Source organism: Flavobacterium sp. 20NA77.7 (assembly GCF_031326205.1).
Lineage (GTDB): Bacteria > Bacteroidota > Bacteroidia > Flavobacteriales > Flavobacteriaceae > Flavobacterium > Flavobacterium nakdongensis.
In genome coordinates this window covers 197709-218910 of the sequence record NZ_CP133721.1, presented here as the reverse complement: position 1 = coordinate 218910, position 21202 = coordinate 197709, and the positions used below count along the sequence as shown (strand labels likewise).

Sequence of the window (21202 nt, the reverse complement as noted above, 5' to 3'; positions counted from 1 at the left end):
TTTTATTTTATAAATTATTGTCCAATAATCTTAACATTATCTACTTCCCACGTTGCAGCTGCAGTTGTTGTAGATGTATATTTAAATGCAACATAAATAGTATTCCCTGCGAAAGAAGAAATATTTATTGGTCCAGAAGCAGTCCAAACATAGTTGCCTGTACTTGGCGACAATGTTCCGTTTACTTGTGTCCATGTTGCGGTATTAGGATTTGCTGAGCCATTATAATTTGTTGAAATATAAATTTGTAATGCATTCCCAGCAAATTTAGTTGCCGTATCAAAAGTTAATGTAGCGTTTGAAATATTTGCTAAACTAATTGCTGGAGATACTAACCAATCTTCATTAGCAAGATTCCCTCCTGAATAACCCGACATTTTGGCACAAGATCCTGGGTTACCATACGTAGTATCCAATGTCCATACTTGAGCTCCTGTTACACTATACTTTGTCCAGTTAGGAAAATTAGTGGTAAATGTTTCTTCAAATAAAGGTACAACTCTAGGAGAAGTTAATTGAATATCGTGTTCTGTTCGTACCATGAATTGGTAATCAGAGCCATATTTTGTTAATACTCCTCTAATTTTACCATTACCAGAAGCTACTGATTTAGCAGCAAAATTTGCAAATTCACTAATTCTAACGATAATTGAATTTCCTGCAGCATCTTTAACAATATGATTTGTTGCGCCGCCTAAACTATTTAACGTAGCATCATAATATGTTTTTCCTAAAGACTCATCCGCAAATTGAACCGCATCTAATTCAATTAATTTATTAATATTTGCATTGTTTTTTGCAGCAGGAATTGATAAGCTATTTAAAATAACTGACTCATCAACTTTAGCGCATCCACGTTTAATAACCTCTTCATATTCTACTCCTGATAATCTTCCAATTTGAGTTGCATTATATAAATTTCCAATATCAAAAGAAGCTGTATTTGTAGTGTTAGCAAAGTATTTGTTTTTTAACTTAATATATACTTTTCTTCCTGGTTCATATTTTGTATATAAGTTATAATCATCTACAGGAATAGAAAATCCTTGAACACCATCTACAGAAACCATAGAAATCGATTTATAGAAGTTTCCTCCTTCGTCACTTGAAGTAACATATGCCTCAATGATGTCATCATTTACATATTGTTGCGCCGTAGTTGTAGCTGTCGCTTTAACTTGTTGTACTGTTTTAGTAGCCGTTAATGTGCTGCAATCTCCTGATAAATCTGGAGCATTGTAATCGTCACTATTTACACAACTAAATAAAGTGACAACTAATAGGGTACTGAATACTATTTTTAAGTTCTTCATAATAACTGATTAATTTTCATATAATTTAATATCATCTATTTGGAATGTTGTCGTTTTATTTGTCAACTTACTTCCTTCATATTTAAATGCTATTCTAACATTTGTACCTTCAAAAGCACTTAAATTTAGTACTCCACTTGGGGTAGAAACATCGTCCGCGATTGGCATGGCTGCGTTTACTTGCGTCCAAGTTGCAGTAGCTATACCTGCTTGTGTGCCATCATAATTAGTAGACACATATACTTTTAATTGAGCACCATTAGAGAATCTTGTTTTAGTTGAAAACAGTAAAGTTTCATTAGAAGTTTTTGTAAAATCTAAAGGCGCAGAAATTAACCATGTATTATCTGTTGTTCCTGCAGCAGAATAATACGAAGAAAATTCTGCATAACGATTGTTACTAAACAATTTACAACTCCATGTTCTAGTACTAGACGTGTTGTAATTTACCCAGCCAGTTAAACTAATTGGAATTTCTGTTGCACCACTTCCATAGGGATGTGTTTCAAAATTTTGAGAAAAAATCAATGCTTTAAAAGGTGCAATAGCTACATCCTCTTCCTTTGTACATGCGACTAAAGTTATAGCTGCAAAAACAAATAGTGTTAGTCTTTTAGTTATATTTTTCATTGTGACTTATATTAAAAATTAACATATACATTTAAGAAGTACGTTCTTCCGTAGCCATAAAAATATTTAGGTCCGAATGAGGGTGTACCATTAGCATAATCTGCTTGATAATCTGGGAAGGTTGCTTTTCTTGATTGCTCAAAACCACCTGTTTTGTAAATAGTATTTAATACATTATTTATAGAGGCAAAGAAACCAACAGTTGTGTTATCAATTTTCCAAGATTTTCCACCTGTAAGGTTTAACAAATTAAATGAGTTAAATTTCTCTTGTTTCAATGTATTTCTAACTACGTCAGGTGTTGCTCCCGGATACCCTAAACCATCTGCAGGATTTACTACAAAGTTTTGTGTACGTAATATATTTGAAATATCAATGTAATTTCCACCTATGTAGTTAATATTAGCACCAATCCACCAGAAATTAGGATCTCTATATTCCAAACCAAATGAAGCAGCCTGTTGTGGTAAACCGCCCACTCTATATCCTTTTAAATAAGCTTGTCCAAAGTCTGTTACCGGATTTGTATTCGTTAACGATGCTTGTGCATCATCATTTACTTTTAAATTAGGATTATTAGCATAAATATATTCTCCATACGTTGCTGCTAATGTAGCTTTAATGGTAGAAGTAATTTGATATTCCATACCTAATTCGATACCCATATTTCGTTTGTCTATTCCTGTAACTATTTCACTTACAAATGAATCTTCATTTCCTGCCCCTACAGATGCTTCATCAAATAAACCTTCCCCATAGAAAAAGGCTAAATCTGCTGCATTTTGAATTTTAGAAAAATACCCTGTAATTCTGCTTTTGAATTTTGGTGTTCTAATAATATAAGAAGCATCAACACTTGCAACGGACTCACTAGATAAATTATCTGTAATATTATTATTGATTCTTGCATTAGAAAACACATTTCTCATTCCTGGTGCTTTTGTCATATAAGCTCCATTAAAGTCTATTAAATGTTGACCTGTAATTTTATATGTTAAACCACCTTTAAAGCCAAAGTTTTCATACGTCTTTTTTGTGCTTTTTCCGAAAGAGTTGTTGGCATAAATTCCATTTCTATATAGTCCTTCTCTTTGGTATTCGCTTCTTGAAAAAGATTGTGCTAAATAAAAGTCAACTTTCTTATACGAAAATTTAAACTGTGTAAAAGCATCAATTACATTTGCGTTTAAATTGTAATTATAACCATATGTATCGCCAACTACAACTTGTCTATTTGGATTATTTAAGTCCGATTGTGTAGCGTCACCCGTATAAAAAGGATCTACATCTGAGAAATATTGACCTCCTAATAAATCAAGCATGTTTTGGAAATTATGAGACTTTAATTTTTTAAAACTCAATCCTGCATTTAATTTGATGTTATCTGACAAATCAGAGAAAATGAATGAATTAGCTGTTAATTGTTTATCATCTGTTCTATCTTCATATAAAGCATAAGAACTTCTACCTGAATAAACAGAGTTTTGATTAGCAATATACATGGCATTCCAATCTAATTGCCCGTCTGCCATAAAATTTTGCAATGCTAAATTTGCATTTGCTTGATCACCTAAATTTAAATAGTAACTTGGCAATCTTTTATAATACGTAGGATCTGGATTATTAGCTAATTGGTAGTCAATTCTTGTATTTCCTACTGAACCAAACTGATAAGCTACATTTGTAGTTAAATTAGTTTTGTCAGAAAGTTTCCAATAATGCGTTAACATTAAAATTGGCTCTTCAATATCTTTATCTCTTGAATTACGTTTTTTTCCGTTTTGCCAACCCCAATACGAATTGTATTTGAATCCTTTAATGTTGTTTACTTCTGTTGTATTCGGAGATGATTTTCCTCTGCTATTTTGAGCATAAATACTTGTGAAATTTAAACTGTGTTTATCATTAAATCTTTTCTCAATACTTGCAAAAAAGGAATTTGCCGCATAATCTGTTCCTTCAAAAAACCCTTCTTTTGCCCATCTTCTTGAAGCAGAAATGCTATAAGCCCAACCATTTTTCATTAATCCTGAATTGGCAGTAGCCATTGTTCTCCAAGAATAATTTGTGTTTGTCCCCGAAAAAGAAATTCGATTTCCTTTTCTATACAGAGAAGCTCTAGTATTAATTTCTTGCGTTCCTAAAATACCTCCAAAAGTATAATCTGAAGGAGAAGAACCCAATGTAAATTCTTGATTACGTGTAGCATCATTTAACCCACCCCAGTTACTCCACTGTGGTCTGCCATCATATATTTTATTCATTACCACGCCATTAATCATGGTAGTTCCATATGCGTTGTCTAAACCTCTCATTCTAAAACGAGCTTGTCCCCAGTTGAAAGCTGCTGCTTGTTGAAAAGCATCTCTTGAAGATTGTAATAAACCAGCAGTACTTTCCGAGCCACTATTATCATCGCCTAAGTCGTTCTCTGTAATTGTAATTAAACTCAATTGCTGTTCAGAAGTAATATCTTCTTCTAATAAAATTAATCCTAAATCTAAAATTTGCTTTTCTGCAACTTCAATAGGATAATTTTGTGCAATGTATCCATTTTGAGAAACTACTAAAATTTGTTGTCCTACGGGCACTTCTTTAATAAGAAATTCACCTAAATTATTTGTAGCAACAGATTGTTCGGTTAACTGAACCATTACTTTTACGCCACCAAGCGGATTTTGCGTTTTAGAATCAACTATTTTACCTTTAACAGTTGAATGATTTTGAGCCATTACTAAAACAGCTTGAAATAAAAATAAGAGACTTAATGCAAGTTTTTTCATACTTAATTATAAATTAATACTATAACTTGCACTTAGTTTACAAAAACTAAATGCGAACAAATGTACAATAATTTAATATAATTATTTACCTTTGGAACTGAATTTGTTAAAAAAAACTAAAAATTAGAATAAATCTAGAATTTTTAACACCAAAACGTTCAGCGTAAACCTTTTACAAGCATAAAATACTATACTATTTAAAAAAACAACACCTTTAAACCATGAAAATTAAATCTTTTTTTATTCTTTTTAGCTGCTTAATTTGTCTATCCTTTGGACAAGCACAAGAAAAAAAATTTGCAATTAACACTATTGCTTTCTATAATTTAGAAAATTTGTTTGATACCATCAACGATCCTTATAAAAACGACGAAGATTTTATTTACACCAAAGAAAATTATCTTAAAAAATTAAACAATATGGCTCGTGTCATTTCACAAATTGGAACTGGTGAAAACCCTACCAATTCGCCAGTTGTAATTGGTGTAGCCGAAATAGAAAACAGAACGGTATTAGAAGACTTGGTTAAAAACCCACAAATTGCAGATAAAAATTATGGTGTAATTCATTTTGATTCACCAGACATGAGAGGTATTGATTGTGGTTTTCTCTACCAAAAGAAACATTTTACACCCACAAGTTTTAAAAACTTCCCTTTAATTATTACGGAAGACAATACAGATAAAAAAGCTAAAGACAAAGAAAAAGAAAAAATTGACGACACAGACGACAATATTGTGGACGCCACAACTAAAAGAATTTACACGCGCGACCAAATTTTAATGACCGGTTTATTAGATGGTGAAGAAATGCATTTTATTGTAAATCACTGGCCGTCAAGAAGAGGTGGTGAAAAAAGAAGTAGTCCATTACGTGAAGCTGCTGCTGCTTTAAATAAGAAAATTATAGATTCCTTGCAGGCTATCAATCCAAATGCTAAAATTTTTACCATGGGGGATTTAAACGACGGACCTTTTAACAAAAGTATCAAAGAAGTACTTGGGGCAAAAGGAGATGAAAAAGAAGTTAAACCCTTAGGACTTTACAATCCTGCCGAAAAAATGATGAATAAAGGAATTGGAACGCTAGCTCACAGAGATGCTTGGGACTTTTTTGACCAAATCATTATTTCTGAACCGCTTTTAAGAAAAGACTACAGTTCATGGCGCTACTGGAAAATGGGTGTTTTCAACAAACCTTTCATGATACAACAAACAGGTCAGTATAAAGGGTATGCCTTAAGAAATTCTTCCATTGAACCCGGATTTTCAGACCATTTCCCTTCTTATATTTACTTAATAAAAGAAATTAAACCTTAATACTTAATTCCCGAGAAATCGGGAATTTTTTTTATCTTTATAGTCAAAATCATTACATATGGCTACCGCTAAACCCTTTAATTTGAACGAATGGTTAATGTCAAATAAACATTTGCTTAAACCTCCTGTAGCAAACAAAAATTTGTATATAGAATCTGAAGATTATATTGTAATGCTTGTTGCAGGACCCAATGCGAGAAAAGACTACCATTACAATGAAACGGAAGAATTGTTTTATCAATTAGAAGGCAATATTACCGTTTACATTCAAGAAAATGGTGAAAAAAAAGCCATGGAACTTGGACCAGGCGACATGTATTTACACCCTGCAAAAATCCCCCACTCGCCTTCAAGAAGTGCTGATTCTATAGGTCTAGTTATCGAAAGAAAAAGAGCTGGAAAAGGTTTTACAGACGGGTTACTTTGGTTTTGTGACACGTGTAACCACAACTTACACGAAGTCTATTTTGAATTAAAAGACATCGAAACTGATTTTCTTCCTCATTTCAAAGATTTCTATTCGTCTGAAGAAAAAAGAACCTGTAAAAAATGTGGCACTATCATGGAAACAAATCCAAAATATCTTTAGAAGCATTTAGATTACAACTTTCAATTTAAAAAACTAACTAAAAAAGCATACATTTGCAATACATTATTTATAACAAAATTTTAAAAAAAAGTTACAATGTCAACAATAGCCTCACAATTCGGAATTACCGAAGCACTTGAAAAATTAGGTGTAAAAGCAACAAACTTAGGAACCTCAACAGGTTCGAATTGGTTTGCAAACGGAACTACAATTTCTTCTTATTCACCTGTTGATGGTGCTTTAATTGGTACTGTTCAAACAACTACAGCAGCAGATTACGAAAAAGTTATGGAAGCGGCTACAGCAGCTTTTAAAACGTTTAAAGTAATGCCTGCGCCGAAACGCGGTGAAATTGTACGTCAATTTGGAGAAAAATTAAGATATTATAAAGAACCTCTTGGAAAATTAGTTTCTTATGAAATGGGGAAATCTTATCAAGAAGGTTTAGGCGAAGTTCAAGAAATGATTGATATCTGCGATTTTGCTGTAGGCTTATCTCGTCAATTACACGGTTTAACTATGCATTCTGAACGTTTTGGCCACAGAATGTATGAACAATACCACCCACTTGGTGTAGTAGGAATTATTTCTGCTTTTAATTTTCCTGTAGCTGTATGGTCATGGAATACAGCTTTAGCTTGGATTTGTGGAGATGTTTGTGTGTGGAAAGCATCTGAAAAAACACCATTATGTTCTATCGCTTGTCAAAATATTATCGCTGAAGTATTAAAAGAAAACAACCTGCCAGAAGGGATTTCTTGCATCATAAATGGCGATTATAAAGTAGGCGAATTGATGACACAAGATCCTCGTGTGCCTTTAGTTTCTGCAACAGGCTCAACACGAATGGGTAAAATTGTAGCGCAAACAGTTGCTGGTCGTTTAGGTAAATCATTGCTAGAATTAGGTGGCAACAATGCAATCATTGTAACGCCAGATGCAGATATAAAAATGACTGTTATAGGTGCCGTGTTTGGCGCTGTGGGAACTGCTGGTCAACGTTGTACATCGACAAGAAGATTAATTATTCACGAAAGTATTTATGATAAAGTTAAAGATGCTGTAGTTGCCGCTTACGGACAATTGCGTATTGGAAATCCACTAGACCAAAACAACCATGTGGGCCCACTTATTGACACAGATGCTGTTGCATTATATAACAAAGCATTGCAACAAGTAGTAGCCGAAGGAGGAACAATTTTAGTTGAAGGCGGTGTATTAACTGGCGCTGGTTATGAAAGTGGCTGCTATGTAAAACCTGCCATTGCAGAAGCTAAAAATTCATTTAGCATTGTACAACACGAAACGTTTGCACCCGTTTTATACCTATTAAAATATAGTGGCGATGTACATGAAGCTATTGAAATGCAAAACAATGTGGCACAAGGATTATCTTCTGCTATTATGACTAATAATTTAAGAGAAGCTGAAGCATTTTTATCGCACGCTGGTTCAGATTGTGGAATTGCAAACGTTAATATTGGTACTTCTGGTGCGGAAATTGGCGGTGCTTTCGGTGGTGAAAAAGAAACAGGTGGCGGACGTGAATCTGGCTCTGATGCTTGGAAAGTGTATATGAGGAGACAAACTAATACGATTAATTATACCACTGACTTACCTTTAGCACAAGGCATTAAGTTTGATTTGTAAAATTAAGTGATTAGTGAAAGGTAATTAGTAATTAGTTACTTTTTGGATATTGAAAAACCCTGCAAGACGATTGCAGGGTTTTTTTATGTTAAAAGAATTTTAAATTTACTTTGTATTAGAAACATCAAATTAAGGAAATGCTATTGGCAGTAATTATTTTATTGTATCATTTTTCAATTTTATATGTTCAATGTTCAATAAATTTTGACTATTATTCTTAAATTCAAATACATAGTGTGCAAAAGATTTTTCATTATAGTCTGTAATTACATTCTCGTTTTTAAGTTTTCCAATTCTAAATTTCGAGTTATGATACATATTAAAAATAACCATAGGAATAATATAAATTCTTCTGCTTTGTTCAAAATATCCATTTTTTAATTTCCCTTTAAGAACAAATGATTTTAGAAATTTATTATCAACATAAATTGTTATCTGAATTTGTTTTTCATTCAATGCTTTTAATTTAATAAAATAGGGCTTTTTTTGTTCATATACCAATTCATAAACCGACTCATACTCTTTATTTGTATAAATCTTACCCCAAAAACAATCCGTTGTAAATCCTTTAATTTCAGCATTATTCAAATAAACTCCATCAAGTAAATTAATATTTTCTTTAGTTAAGTATAATGTTTCTTTATTGTCTTCTACGGTTTTAAAAGATGAACAAGAAAAATTAATCCCACAAAGAAAAACTAAAATCACTCTCAATATGAAATTATTGATTTTTATATGATTATCTTTTTTATTTTCAATTTTCATAATTACTCCCCACTAGTTAAACCCAAAACTTTCAAACTGATATCTTATTATATAGTAAAGATACACCAAATCTTTTTCACTTATTCGTTTTTGTTTGCTTTCTTAGTCGTATTTTATTAAAAAAATAAGTCAATAAATATACAATTAATATATACGGAAAATAAAAAATGTAAGTCAAAATTACTTTTAATGGCCAACCTATTCCCATTATGCTCATTTCAAGATTTTTTACTCGTTCCATATTTTCAGGAGATACTTTTCCAAATCTTTCGGTGTAGTTCATTGCGTCGAAATCATATCCATAATGTTCCAAAAGCATTTGGTCAGAAATGTCAACCCACCACCCAAAAGTTAAAAAAATAATAGCTGTTGTCAAGACACCAATTGTCAAATAGATTATAAACTTGTAACGAATAGCAAGTCTATTAAGCCACCAAATAATAAAAAATGGGCTTATAAATAGTGCTGTCAAAAGCGTTAATGATATAATATCAAATATTGTTTCCATTAATCAGTGTTAGTATTGTTATGCGGAAACCCGATCGCGCTGAATTGTATTCCGTTCCCTCAAGCGACTTTAAAACAAAGCTACTGAAATAATTTTATCTTTTTTTATAACATCAATTTATTTATGCCTACAAGGTCAAAAAAAAAACTTGCATGAAATAGAAAAACCCCACAATTCAAATTTGCAGGGTTTTCTATTATCACATTGCCACATCGGCATATTGTCACATCGACACATTGAAAATTACTTCGTTTTCTTCACGTATTGCGTTAAGATATAAATACTTTGGTTTTCTACTCTACCTTCAATAAGGTTGGCGTCGTCCCAAACTAATTTAATGTTATGCACGGCTGCTCCACGTTTTGCAGTAAAAGTTGCGCCTTTTACATCTAAATCTTTAATCAATACTACCGAGTCACCATCTTGTAAAATGGCACCATTACTGTCTTTGTGTACAATTTTATTTTCGTCTTCCTCCTCGCCTTCACCTGTTGCTTTTGCCCATTCTAGTGCTTCTTCATCTAGGTACATCATGTCTAGTAAATCGTTATTTTTCAAGCGGGCTAGCATGCGCCAAGATAAAATTTGAACCGGTAAATGTTCGTTCCACATGCTATCAGACAAACCTCTCCAATCGTTTTCATTCATGGTTTCTGGGTTTTCAATTTGGTCTTTTAAGTGTTTTGCAATTAACACACTATTTTCAACCGTTCTTTCATTTGTTGGCGGCAATACATAAACAACCAAATCATGTTCTGTACCACTAATTTCACATACTGAACCACTACGGTCTTTTAGTTTTCTTTCTATTACACTCATTTTGAATGGATTTTACTTACTATAAAAATTTGAGACAAAGGTATAAATTGTAATAAGATGACATAAAAAAAAGCAATTAATTTCGTCCTTTTTCATCTGGATATAAATCGGGCAACAAATCGCTTTGCCAAAATGCTTTAGTGTCGACATCCATAAGCGTGAGTTTCCCTTTGAAAGCAGCACCTGTATCGATGTTCCAAACGCAGGCTTTTTGCACAGGCTTCATGGATTCAATACGTGTAGTAGGCGTGTGCCCAATAAATATTTCAGAATAGATTTTTAAACGATTTGGGTATAACAAATCTGTTTTTTCTAATTTTTCATCTAAAGCCAAAGCCGTTTCCCATAAGGTTCTATCCCAATAAAACAGCTTAGGAAAATACTCAAAAGCTACACCCTGTAAATTAGTAAACCCCGCGTGAACAAATAGTCTGTTTTTTTCGTCGAGATAATAATTTTTTAACTGTTTCAAAAAGGCAATATGGGTAGCTTTTTTTTCTTTTGAAACAGTAGAATAAGCTACAACTGTTGTTTTACCTCCATGTTTATACCACAAATTTTCGTCAATATTTTCAACATTTACTTCTAAATAGTCTAACAACAACTCATCGTGATTTCCTCTTAAGAAAACACAAGATTGTATTTGGTTTAATTCCATCAAAAAATCAATAACTTGTGGAGATTCACTCCAACCATCAACATAATCGCCTAAAAAAATCAATTGGTCTGTTGCTGTAACATTTGCTCGTTCAAGCACCTGTAAAAGGGCTCTGTATCCTCCATGTATATCGCCTATAACTAATGTGCGCATGACTGTATTGTTTTAAATCTATTGGCTACGAATGTACGAATTTAGTAAACAAGTAAAAAGATGATAAATGTTAGGATATTGTGGCTACAATTGCGTACATTTGTATTTTAATTCAATCTAAATAAGGCTGTGGAAAAATATAACGCAAGTCAATTAATCAAAGGCCAAAAAGCAGAAATAAGTGCTATTGATATCAATGAAATTCCATTGAAATTGATAGAAATGGGCTGTCTTCCTGGAAATAATATTGAATTAATACAAATTGCTCCATTAGGCGATCCTTTTTTTTTCACCATTAATGATGCAAAGGTTGCTATTAGAAAAAGTACCGCCTCTTATATTTACATTCACATAGAATCACTGCAATAAATGGGGAAAAACAGTATAAAAGTTGCGCTAATAGGTAACCCAAATGTGGGCAAAACTTCTGTATTTAACCAACTCACAGGGTTAAATCAGCAAGTGGGAAACTACCCTGGAATTACAGTAGATAAAAAAATGGGGGTTACTAAATTAAATGAAACTGTCAAAGCGCACATTATCGACTTACCCGGCACGTATAGTTTAAATGCAAGTTCTATTGATGAAAATGTAGTTATTGAATTGCTTTTAAATAAAAACGATGTAGATTTTCCAAACGTAGCTATTGTAGTTACTGAAGTAGAAAATTTAAAAAGAAACTTACTGCTTTTTACACAAATTAAAGATCTTGAAATACCTACGTTACTTGTCATTAACATGATTGACCGCATGAAATTAAAAGGTATAGAGCTTGATATTCCTAAATTAGAGCGTGAGTTAAAAACAAAAATTGCCTTAGTCAGTTCGCGAAAAAATATTGGTATTGACTATTTAAAAGAATTGATTTTAAACTATAAAAATTTATCTACTGAACCTTGTTTACATGCCAGTTCAATAGATCCTGACTATTTTAATAAACTTAGAAAAGCATTTCCAAATCAATTACTCTATAAACTTTGGTTAGTCATTACACAAGATGTGAATTTTTTAAACTTGGAACGAAATGCAATTCAAAGTTCATTTACAAAAACCCACGCCGAATTAAAAAAATTACAACAAAAAGAAACCATAAAAAGATACCAATTCATTAATGATACCTTAAAAATTGGCCAAAGAATTGACAAAACAAAAGCAACAGACATTCAAAACAAATTAGACCGTGTGCTTACCCATAAATTTTTTGGTTATGTTATTTTTCTAGGCATTCTCTTACTCATTTTTCAATCCATATTTGATTGGAGTAGCATACCTATGGAATTTATAGATAATACATTTGCCAATTTAAGCGCATATGCCAGAGAAAGCTTGCCTGCTGGAAAATTTACAGACTTAGTGTCTGATGGCATTATTCCAGGAATTGGAGGCATTGTTATTTTCATTCCTCAAATTGCGTTTTTATTTCTGTTTATTTCTGTTTTAGAAGAAAGCGGTTATATGAGTCGGGTAGTATTTTTGATGGATAAAATTATGCGAAAATTCGGATTATCAGGAAAAAGCATTGTACCACTAATTTCGGGTACAGCCTGTGCTATTCCTGCTATTATGGGCGCTAGAAATATCGAAAACTGGAAAGAACGATTAGTAACAATTCTAGTTACACCGCTCATTACTTGTTCTGCAAGGTTACCCGTTTATGCCATACTTATTGCACTCATTATTCCAGAAAAAAGAGTGTGGGGACTTAGTTTACAAGGACTTACACTGATGAGTTTGTATTTTATAGCCTTTATCATGGCTATACTTTCGGCATATATATTAAACAAAGTATTAAAATTACAATGTAAATCTTATTTTGTAGTAGAAATGCCTAGTTATAAAATACCTATGTTTAAAAACGTTGCCATAAACGTATTAGAAAAAACAAAAGCCTTTATAACTGGAGCGGGAAAAATTATTTTAGCCTTATCCATTATTTTATGGTTTTTAGGTTCTCATGGACCAAACGAAAACTTTGACAAGGCACAAGAAATTATTGAACAGGAAGTATATACAAGCGCTATTCCTATTAATCCTTCCGTAATTCCTGACAGAGTAGCCGAATACAAGCTAGAACATTCCTATATTGGCTACATGGGAAAATCGATTGAACCCGTGATAAAACCATTAGGGTATGATTGGAAAATTGGTGTTGCAATCGTGAGTTCATTTGCCGCTAGAGAGGTTTTTGTTGGCACACTAGCCACCATTTATAGTGTGGGTAGTCAAGGTAAAGACAACGCTACCATTAAACATAAAATGGCAGCGGATATAAACCCAGAAACAGGTGAAAAAATATTCAATTTTGCAACAGGAATATCCTTACTCTTATTTTATGCTTTTGCCATGCAATGTATCAGTACATTAGCTATAGTGAAAAAAGAAACTAATTCTTGGAAATGGCCTTTGGCACAATTAATAGGCATGAGTGGATTTGCTTATGTAGTTGCTTTAATTGCTTATCAATTATTAAAATAACATAATCATGATACAAGAAATTTTAGTGTATGTGACCTTGCTTTTAGCCATCGTCTTTTTGCTGAAAAAATTCTTTTTCAAAAAAAAACATACTGAAAAAAAATGCGGTGAAAATTGTGATTGTAAGTAGTCGGCATAATTTTTGAATCAAAAAAAGAAAAACTAAGTTTATGAAGCATAAAATACTCGCTATTGTTGTTTTACTTTCTTTACAAACAGCGCTATTTGCTCAAAAAATTGACAAGTCGAAAAACGAATTAAAATCAAATAATACCTCAACTAGCACTACTAGTACTACGACTAATTCCTCTAACACCTCACGTTCCGCATCAAATTCGAATAATCATTTTGGAATTGGTGGCTTTTTTTTAGAATTATTTTTTTATACGGGCTTATATACTACTATTGGCGATTATAGAACTGAAACTCATTTATACAATAATCTTTCTTCTTATCCATATGCTGATGGAGCTTCAGGTGATTATGTAAAAATAAACGATGTTTCTGAATCAAAAAACAACATGCGTTTTGACTTCGAAAACCATTTTTTGTATAGCACTAGCTCTTCTTTTGGAAATCATTTCAAAGCAAAATGGCATCCTTTTCAATTCTTTTATATACAAGGCGATTATAGAGTATTAGTAGAAAAAAATCAATTTACCAATAGCCTATCTAATTTACAGCTTTATCATTTTTCTATTGCATATGACCGTTTACGATTTAAGAAATTTAATCTAGGCTGGACAATTGGCTCAAGTTATATAGCATCAGACGTGAATAAAGCAGGTTTCTCTTATGGACTACATACGGCTTTTTTTGCCTTTAAAAACATGAGCTTCACGAGCGCTATGCAATGGAGCAAAATCAATGGAAAACCCGTAAATTCATTTGAATTTAAAGGAAAATATCATAAAAAAAATTATTTTTTTTCCATGGGATATGAAAATTTAAAAATAGCCTCTCCAAATTATAATTATTTAACCCTTGGAGGTGGATTATATTTTTAAACTACCCAAGTGCAACATCTAAACTCATCATTACGATAAAGCCTCCTATAAAGCCAAGTGTAGCTATATCTGTGTTCTTATCTTGTTGTGTTTCGGGGATTACTTCTTCTACCACTACAAATATCATGGCTCCTGCGGCAAATGCAAGAGCATAAGGCAATATAGGTGTAAAAAATGTTACTGCAACAGCACCTAATACACCTGCGATTGGCTCAACCAAAGCAGACGATTGTCCGTACATAAAACTTTTTCTTCTACTCATCCCCATTCTTCGTAAAGGCATAGAAACCGCAATTCCTTCTGGAAAATTTTGAATCCCAATCCCTATAGCTAATGTTACCGCTCCTGCAATAGAAGCTTCTGGAATTCCTGCTGCCACGCCGCCAAACAGAACACCTACTGCTAAACCTTCTGGAATATTGTGTAAGGTTATGGCTAAAACTAATAAAGTAGTTCGTTGCCAAGGAGACTTTATTCCTTCTGTTTCTTTAAAATTAATATGTAAATGGGGTAATGTTTTATCTAATGCAAATAAAAATAGTGCGCCTAATAGAAATCCAACTGCTGCTGGCATAACTTTTACAAATCCCTCTCCTTTGCTCATTTCTATCGCTGGCGAAAGTAAACTCCAATAACTTGCCGCAACCATAACACCACCTGTAAAACCTAGCATACCGTCTAATACAATTCGGTTCATGTTTTTAAAAAAGAACACAAATGAAGCGCCAGCAGCAGTTACTAACCACGTAAAAGTAGTAGCATAAAGGGCTGCTAAAACAGGGTCAATACGCTCTAAATAAGCAATTAAATCTTGATACATTTCTTCCTTTTTTGATGATACAAAGTAAAGAAATTATATTTCGTTTAAATAAAATTTAAGATTTATTTATAAAACTTCAACTATTGAGGCTTGATACATATAGCAATTATTCTTCCTTGTTTTTGAGAACCATTAATAAAGTATAGGCATTTTTAGTTACTATTTTTTTATCTGAAAAGGCTTCTGAATTCAAAATTTCTGTAACTCCTTCCGATGTAATACCCACTTTTACTTCTTCCATCTTATACGATTGATCGTTTTGAACCACAAATAAATAGTTTTTATTTTCAAAAGTGACAATTGCGTCCTCATTTATCACATAAGCATGATTATTACTTAATTCGATTTGGGCATTTACATAATTTCCTGGAATTAATTTACCTGTTGAATTAACAATTTTTGCATACACCTCAATAGCATTGTTTGAATTGTCAAAACTTTTATTCACATACTGAATTGTAGAATTATAAACAACATCAGGCTGGGCATTCGTATATACTTTTACCTTTTGACCAATAGATAAATACGCTGCATCTTTATCAAAAATATGCAATTGGGCATACATGCTTTTCGCATTCATTATCTGAAAAAGTTCATCTGTAGCTGTTACATATTTGCCAATATTTACCCCTGTTTTAGTAACCATTCCACTAATTGGAGCTTTAATACAGACTGATTTAGAAATTGTTTTTTCAGTTAAATTATTCGGATTAATAGCAATCAATTTCAATTTTTCAGACAACGCCTTTAAGGTAATTTTGTTCTTAGTATATTCACTCTCGGCTAATTGATACGTTTTATCACTACTAGCTTGTGAGGCATTTAACTCTTTCTGACGTTGGTAATCTTTAGATGAAAAAGCTAATTGTTGTTTCATACTTAAATATTCTTGTTGTAGCTGCACATAGGATTGGTCTTCAATAACTGCTAAAATTTGCCCTTGATTTACATACATGCCCGGCATAACTTTTATTTCCTTAATATAACCTCCTAACGGCATACTCACACTAGCAATAGCTTGTGGAGAAAGTGTAATCTTTCCATTAACTTTTAATGTAGTGTGAATAGCTTGCTCTTTTAAAGTACCAATAGTCAAATTGGCATTTTTAAATTGGTTTGCGGTTAATGTAATTTGGTTTTCATCAACTTTTTTTTCTGTTGTTGTTTCGTTTTTTGATTGACAACCAAAAACAAAAACAACTAACAATAAAGCATATATATTTTTCATATGTAGATATTTATTTGTTTTTAAAGGATATATTTTCGCCTTTCTTCATGGGTGTTTATATACAACCGTTTTTGTGTATGGCGATTTCATTATGTTTAATTTATAGTTTGATATAATATTTGAATAATTCCATCATTATAGGATTTTACCTTATCTAAGTAATCCAGTCTTGATTCTAAGGCTTGGTTCATAATCCATGACCATTCCATATAATTAATTTGGCCTTTTAGCATTTGATTAGTCGCTGTGGTAATCATAGATTTTGCCCCTAGCAATACGTTATCTTCATAATTCTTTAAAATTAATTCATCATTTTGTCTTTTATTTTCAAAAGTTTGCAAACTATTTTCAAGTTCCTTTTTTTGTAAAACCATTTGATTTTCTAAAATTTCACCCTGTATTTTATAGGCTTCTCTTTTTGCTTTATTAGCCCCTGTGAAAATTGGAATTCCAAGATTTAACTGAAATGATTGAAACCTGTTACTTCCTGAATACAACACTTCATCTGCGCCCATCCCTTTCATTGTCATACTATAATATCCGGCAGTAATTTCAGGTATTAGAGAGGCTTTTTCAACTTTTATAGCGGCTTCATTTGCTATTTTTTCTTTTTCAAGTCGTTGAAGCTGACTGTTTTTTAACAGAAAATCAGTTACATCTGCCGATGCTATTTTTAAATCAGAATAATCCGGTAAAAACAAATTTTTTGTTTGTAACAAATACTGTAATTGAAGCTGCAATTCAAATATTTGTTCTTGGTTTCGTCTCCTGTCGGCTGCTATTTTAGCTACCGCTAATTCGGCACCGTTTTTTTCCAAATGATTTGTTTCGCCTAATTTTAAACGAAGTTTTGCTTTACTTAAAAACTCTTTATAAATAGAGTCTGTGTGTTGTAAAACTTTTTCTCGTTCTACAACATAAATCAAATCATAATACGTTTGGGATATGCTTCTTTTTAGTTCATTTTCAGCAACTTTGTAATTGAGTATGGCCAATTCACTTTGTGCTTGAAACCAATTTTTTTTCTTTGCATTTAAAAATGGGAAGCTAATGTTTTGAGTAATTCCAATTCGATTATCGTTGTAAGCGCTATTCAATTGGCCATATTCTCCAACAATATTTAACGCAGGAATTTCATTAGCTGACTTGATTAAAACCTTAGTTGCTTCGGCTCGTTGGCTCTCATTTTTAATGGTAAGATTAGTAGCAATTCCTTGTTCTAAAGCCTGTTTAAGTGTAATTTTAGTTTGGGCAGAACCCATACAGCAAAATAATAAAACTAAGGTAGTGATCCCGTTTTTTGGAAGTTTTATGGTTGATTTTTTTTCAAAAAGCATATACAATATTGGTAAAATGAATAAAGTTAAAAAAGTAGCAATTAATAAACCACCAATTACTACTGTTGCAAGAGGTCTTTGAACTTCAGCTCCTGCACCATTGCTAACAGCCATAGGCAAAAAGCCCAATGAAGCTACAAAAGCTGTCATGAGTATAGGTCTTAATCGCTTTTTTGTTCCGTGTAAAACGATTTCTTTTACATCAGTTAGTCCGTTTCTTTTTTGTGCATTAAATTCGGCAATTAATACAATCCCATTTAAAACGGCTACACCAAAAAGCGCAATAAAACCAACGCCTGCACTGATACTGAAAGGCATCCCTCTTGCCGCTAAAAACAATATACCGCCAATAGTAGATAATGGAATGGCCGTATAAATAAGTAAAGCTTGTTTAACAGACTTGAAGGCAAAATACAACATTAAAAATATCAATAACAACGATACTGGTACGGCTATCATTAACCTATTTTTTGCCGCATTTAAATTTTCAAAGCTTCCTCCATACGTGATATAATAACCCGCTGGAAATTTGATTTTTTGTTCTACCTTAGTTTTCATCTCTTCAACTAAAGACTGTACATCTCTTTCGTGAACGTTAAAGCCTACAACTATTCTTCTTTTGGTATCTTCTCTTTGAATTTGATTTGGTCCATTGATTATCTTTACATCTGCCACAACGTGTAGTGGTATTTGAATGCCTGTAGAAGTAGGAATCAATACATTTTGAATGTCTTCTACATTTTGTTTTTGATCTGCTTGTAAACGTACAACAACATCAAACCTTCGTTCTCCTTCAAAAAGCAACCCGCTACTTTGTCCTGCAAATGAAGCATTTACTACTTTATTAATTGCCTCTACATTTAAGTGATACTGAGCAATAACTGCGCGTTTATAAGTAATAACGACCTGAGGCATACCTCCAACTGGTTCTACATATACATCTTTTGCTCCTTCAACCGTCTGTACAATTTTTCCAATTTTTGCGGCATATTTAGCTAATGTATCTAAATCTTCACCATATAGTTTACAAACAACATCTTGTCTTGCTCCTGTCATTAATTCGTTGAAGCGCATTTGTACGGGGTACTGAAAGCCTGCTGTAATTCCTGGCACTGCTTTTAATGCTGCACTCATTTTGTCGGATAGTTCATTAAACGTTTTGGCTGAAGTCCATTCACTTTTATCCTTCAAAATAACCATCATATCGCTGGCTTCCATAGGCATAGGATCTGTGGGCACTTCTCCACTTCCTATCTTCGTTACCACTTTTTCAACTTCAGGAAATTGGGTTTTTAGAATATGAGCGGCTTTCTGTGTGGCAGCAATGGTTGTGGATATGTTACTACCTGTAAGTACGCGTGTATCTACCGCAAAATCTCCTTCTTCTAATGCAGGAATAAATTCACCTCCTAATTGACTCATACTAATAAGTGCTGTAATAAATGTAAAGCCTGTAATTAGTAGTATCTTTCTTTTGTTTTGCAGTGCCTGTATTAATCTAGTTTGATACATTCGCTCTAGATACGTCATCATTCGTTCTGAAAAATGCTTTGGGTTGTAGGTTATATTTTTCAAGACAAGTGCACTCATCATCGGAATATAGGTTAATGAGAGAATAAAAGCCCCTATTAATGCAAAAGCAACTGTTTGTGCCATTGGCTTAAACATTTTTCCTTCTATACCTTGTAAAGAAAAAATAGGCAAATAGACAATCAATATAATTATTTGACCGAAAACAGCGCTATTCATCATTTTTTTAGCAGAAGATTTTACTTCATTATCTACATTTTCTTGCGTTAATGCTACGGCATTTTCTTTCTTATGATGGATAAAAATTTGATGTACGACTGCCTCCACAATAATTACGGCTCCATCTACAATAAGACCAAAATCCAACGCGCCTAAACTCATCAGATTGCCGCTAACGCCAAATATATTCATCATAATAATGGCAAAAAGCATCGCTAACGGAATTACCGACGCTACGAGTAAACCCGCTCTAAAATTTCCTAAAAAAAGAACCAAAACAAAAATAACGATAAGTGCACCTTCAAGTAAATTCTTTTCTACCGTTCCAATGGCATTATTTACCATTTTAGTGCGGTCAAGAAAAGGTTCAACAACAACACCTTCGGGCAGCGTTTTTTGAATTTGTTGAATCCGCTCCTTTACATTTTTAATTACTTCACTACTGTTAGCCCCTTTTAGCATCATTACAATTGCTCCAGAAACTTCTCCTTTATCATCATAACACATGGCGCCATATCGTGTAGCAAAACCGTCTTTTACTTCGGCAACATCTTTAATTAACAAAGGTATTTTTGACGGTGTTTCTATCGGTGTGTTCTGAATATCTTCTTTAGACGTAAATAATCCTTCGCTTCGAATAAATAAAACAGAGGCTTCTTTTTCAATATAGGCGCCCCCCGTGTTTTGGTTGTTCTTCTCTAGTGCATTAAAAACATCAGTAATTGTAATGCCATTAGCATGAAGTTTATTTGGCTGAATACTAATTTCTAGTTGTTTTAATTTACCTCCAAAACTACTCACTTCTGCAACTCCTTTAACGCCCAAAAGTTGTCTTTTTACAATCCAATCTTGAATGATGCGCAATTCTGTTTCGTTATATTGTTTTTCATAGCCTTTTTTGGCGCGAACAACATATTGATAAATTTCTCCTAAACCAGTAGAAACAGGACCTAACTCGGGTGTTCCCATGCCTTGTGGAAGCTGACTTTGCACTTGCTGCAATCGTTCTGCCACTTGCTGTCGGGCCCAATAAACATCTACATCGTCTTCAAAAACAATAGTAACCAACGAAAGGCCAAAACGTGAAAAACTCCTAATTTCTTTTAAGCCAGGAATATTAGTATTGACTTGCTCTATCGGAAAAGTAATTAATCGTTCAATATCGGTTGCACCAAAAGAAGGTGCAATGGTAATCACTTGTACTTGATTGTTTGTAATATCAGGTACAGCATCAATAGGTAATTTTTGTACATTATATATTCCAAATCCAATTAGAGCGAAAGTAAATAATGCAATGATGAGTTTATTCTTTACAGAAAACTCAATAATTTTATTTAACATAGAATTTTTGCTTAATTTATTAACAATTAAAAAGTTGACAGCACTATAGTCTGTGTAT

General features: G+C 32.8%; 16 protein-coding genes. 6 read left to right on the top strand and 10 right to left on the bottom strand.

All coding sequences use genetic code 11. The annotated features are described in order from the left end of the window. Nucleotides 1-14 precede the first annotated feature (14 nt). Genes RF683_RS00880 through RF683_RS00870 form a run of 3 tightly spaced genes read right to left on the bottom strand, consistent with a single transcriptional unit; the run spans nucleotide 15 to nucleotide 4726 of the window. Nucleotides 15-1313, bottom strand: a complete 1299-nt coding sequence (locus RF683_RS00880) for a DUF5689 domain-containing protein (protein ID WP_309532357.1) — start codon at nucleotides 1311-1313, stop codon at nucleotides 15-17. 9 nt (nucleotides 1314-1322) lie between these two features. Further along, complete coding sequence (locus RF683_RS00875) at nucleotides 1323-1943, bottom strand: choice-of-anchor J domain-containing protein (protein ID WP_309532356.1); 621 nt, start codon at nucleotides 1941-1943, stop codon at nucleotides 1323-1325. Between the two features lie 11 nt (nucleotides 1944-1954). Further along, entirely contained in the window at nucleotides 1955-4726 is a 2772-nt protein-coding gene (locus RF683_RS00870; protein WP_309532355.1) for a TonB-dependent receptor, read from the bottom strand. A gap of 221 nt (nucleotides 4727-4947) precedes the next feature. Here RF683_RS00870 and RF683_RS00865 point away from each other — a divergent pair, with 221 nt between their 5' ends. From RF683_RS00865 to amaB, 3 genes are all read left to right on the top strand, one after another. Next, nucleotides 4948-6045 (top strand): endonuclease/exonuclease/phosphatase family protein, encoded by a 1098-nt coding sequence (locus RF683_RS00865; RefSeq protein ID WP_309532354.1) that lies wholly within the window; start codon nucleotides 4948-4950, stop codon nucleotides 6043-6045. A 58-nt stretch (nucleotides 6046-6103) separates the two neighbouring features. Beyond that, nucleotides 6104-6634, top strand: a complete 531-nt coding sequence (locus RF683_RS00860) for a 3-hydroxyanthranilate 3,4-dioxygenase (RefSeq protein ID WP_309532353.1) — start codon at nucleotides 6104-6106, stop codon at nucleotides 6632-6634. Between the two features lie 96 nt (nucleotides 6635-6730). Continuing rightward, a complete protein-coding gene (gene amaB / locus RF683_RS00855) occupies nucleotides 6731-8284 on the top strand; it encodes an L-piperidine-6-carboxylate dehydrogenase (protein ID WP_309532352.1) in 1554 nt (517 codons plus the stop codon). Nucleotides 8285-8437: 153 nt separating this feature from the next. Here the strand turns inward: amaB and RF683_RS00850 are convergent, their stop codons facing one another. The 4 genes from RF683_RS00850 to RF683_RS00835 form a co-directional block, all read right to left on the bottom strand. Further along, the gene (locus RF683_RS00850) at nucleotides 8438-9049 is read right to left on the bottom strand and encodes a hypothetical protein (RefSeq protein WP_309532351.1); all 612 of its coding nucleotides are present in this window, start codon (nucleotides 9047-9049) and stop codon (nucleotides 8438-8440) included. A gap of 76 nt (nucleotides 9050-9125) precedes the next feature. After that, nucleotides 9126-9557: a hypothetical protein gene (locus RF683_RS00845; RefSeq protein WP_309532350.1), complete on the bottom strand. Its 432-nt coding sequence runs from the start codon at nucleotides 9555-9557 to the stop codon at nucleotides 9126-9128. 243 nt (nucleotides 9558-9800) lie between these two features. Continuing rightward, nucleotides 9801-10376 carry a PhnA domain-containing protein gene (locus RF683_RS00840; RefSeq protein WP_309532349.1) on the bottom strand — a complete coding sequence of 192 codons (576 nt, stop codon included), beginning with the start codon at nucleotides 10374-10376 and terminating at the stop codon, nucleotides 9801-9803. Nucleotides 10377-10452: 76 nt separating this feature from the next. Next, on the bottom strand, nucleotides 10453-11187 hold the full coding sequence (locus tag RF683_RS00835) for a metallophosphoesterase family protein (protein WP_309532348.1): 735 nt from the start codon (nucleotides 11185-11187) through the stop codon (nucleotides 10453-10455). 129 nt (nucleotides 11188-11316) lie between these two features. On the opposite strand from RF683_RS00835, the gene RF683_RS00830 reads away from it, so the two are divergent. The 3 genes from RF683_RS00830 to RF683_RS00820 all read left to right on the top strand — a co-directional run bounded on the left by RF683_RS00830 (nucleotide 11317) and on the right by RF683_RS00820 (nucleotide 14669). Next, nucleotides 11317-11556, top strand: a complete 240-nt coding sequence (locus RF683_RS00830; protein ID WP_309532347.1) for a FeoA family protein — start codon at nucleotides 11317-11319, stop codon at nucleotides 11554-11556. Then, a complete protein-coding gene (gene feoB / locus RF683_RS00825) occupies nucleotides 11557-13662 on the top strand; it encodes a ferrous iron transport protein B (protein WP_309532346.1) in 2106 nt (701 codons plus the stop codon). Between the two features lie 170 nt (nucleotides 13663-13832). Beyond that, nucleotides 13833-14669 (top strand): hypothetical protein, encoded by an 837-nt coding sequence (locus tag RF683_RS00820; protein ID WP_309532345.1) that lies wholly within the window; start codon nucleotides 13833-13835, stop codon nucleotides 14667-14669. Between the two features lies 1 nt (nucleotide 14670). On the opposite strand, the gene RF683_RS00815 is transcribed toward RF683_RS00820, so the two are convergent. The 3 genes from RF683_RS00815 to RF683_RS00805 all read right to left on the bottom strand — a co-directional run bounded on the left by RF683_RS00815 (nucleotide 14671) and on the right by RF683_RS00805 (nucleotide 21144). Next, complete coding sequence (locus RF683_RS00815; protein WP_309532344.1) at nucleotides 14671-15489, bottom strand: ZIP family metal transporter; 819 nt, start codon at nucleotides 15487-15489, stop codon at nucleotides 14671-14673. A 106-nt stretch (nucleotides 15490-15595) separates the two neighbouring features. Continuing rightward, nucleotides 15596-16717, bottom strand: a complete 1122-nt coding sequence (locus RF683_RS00810; protein WP_309532343.1) for an efflux RND transporter periplasmic adaptor subunit — start codon at nucleotides 16715-16717, stop codon at nucleotides 15596-15598. A gap of 95 nt (nucleotides 16718-16812) precedes the next feature. Continuing rightward, entirely contained in the window at nucleotides 16813-21144 is a 4332-nt protein-coding gene (locus tag RF683_RS00805) for a CusA/CzcA family heavy metal efflux RND transporter (protein ID WP_309532342.1), read from the bottom strand. Nucleotides 21145-21202 lie beyond the last annotated feature (58 nt).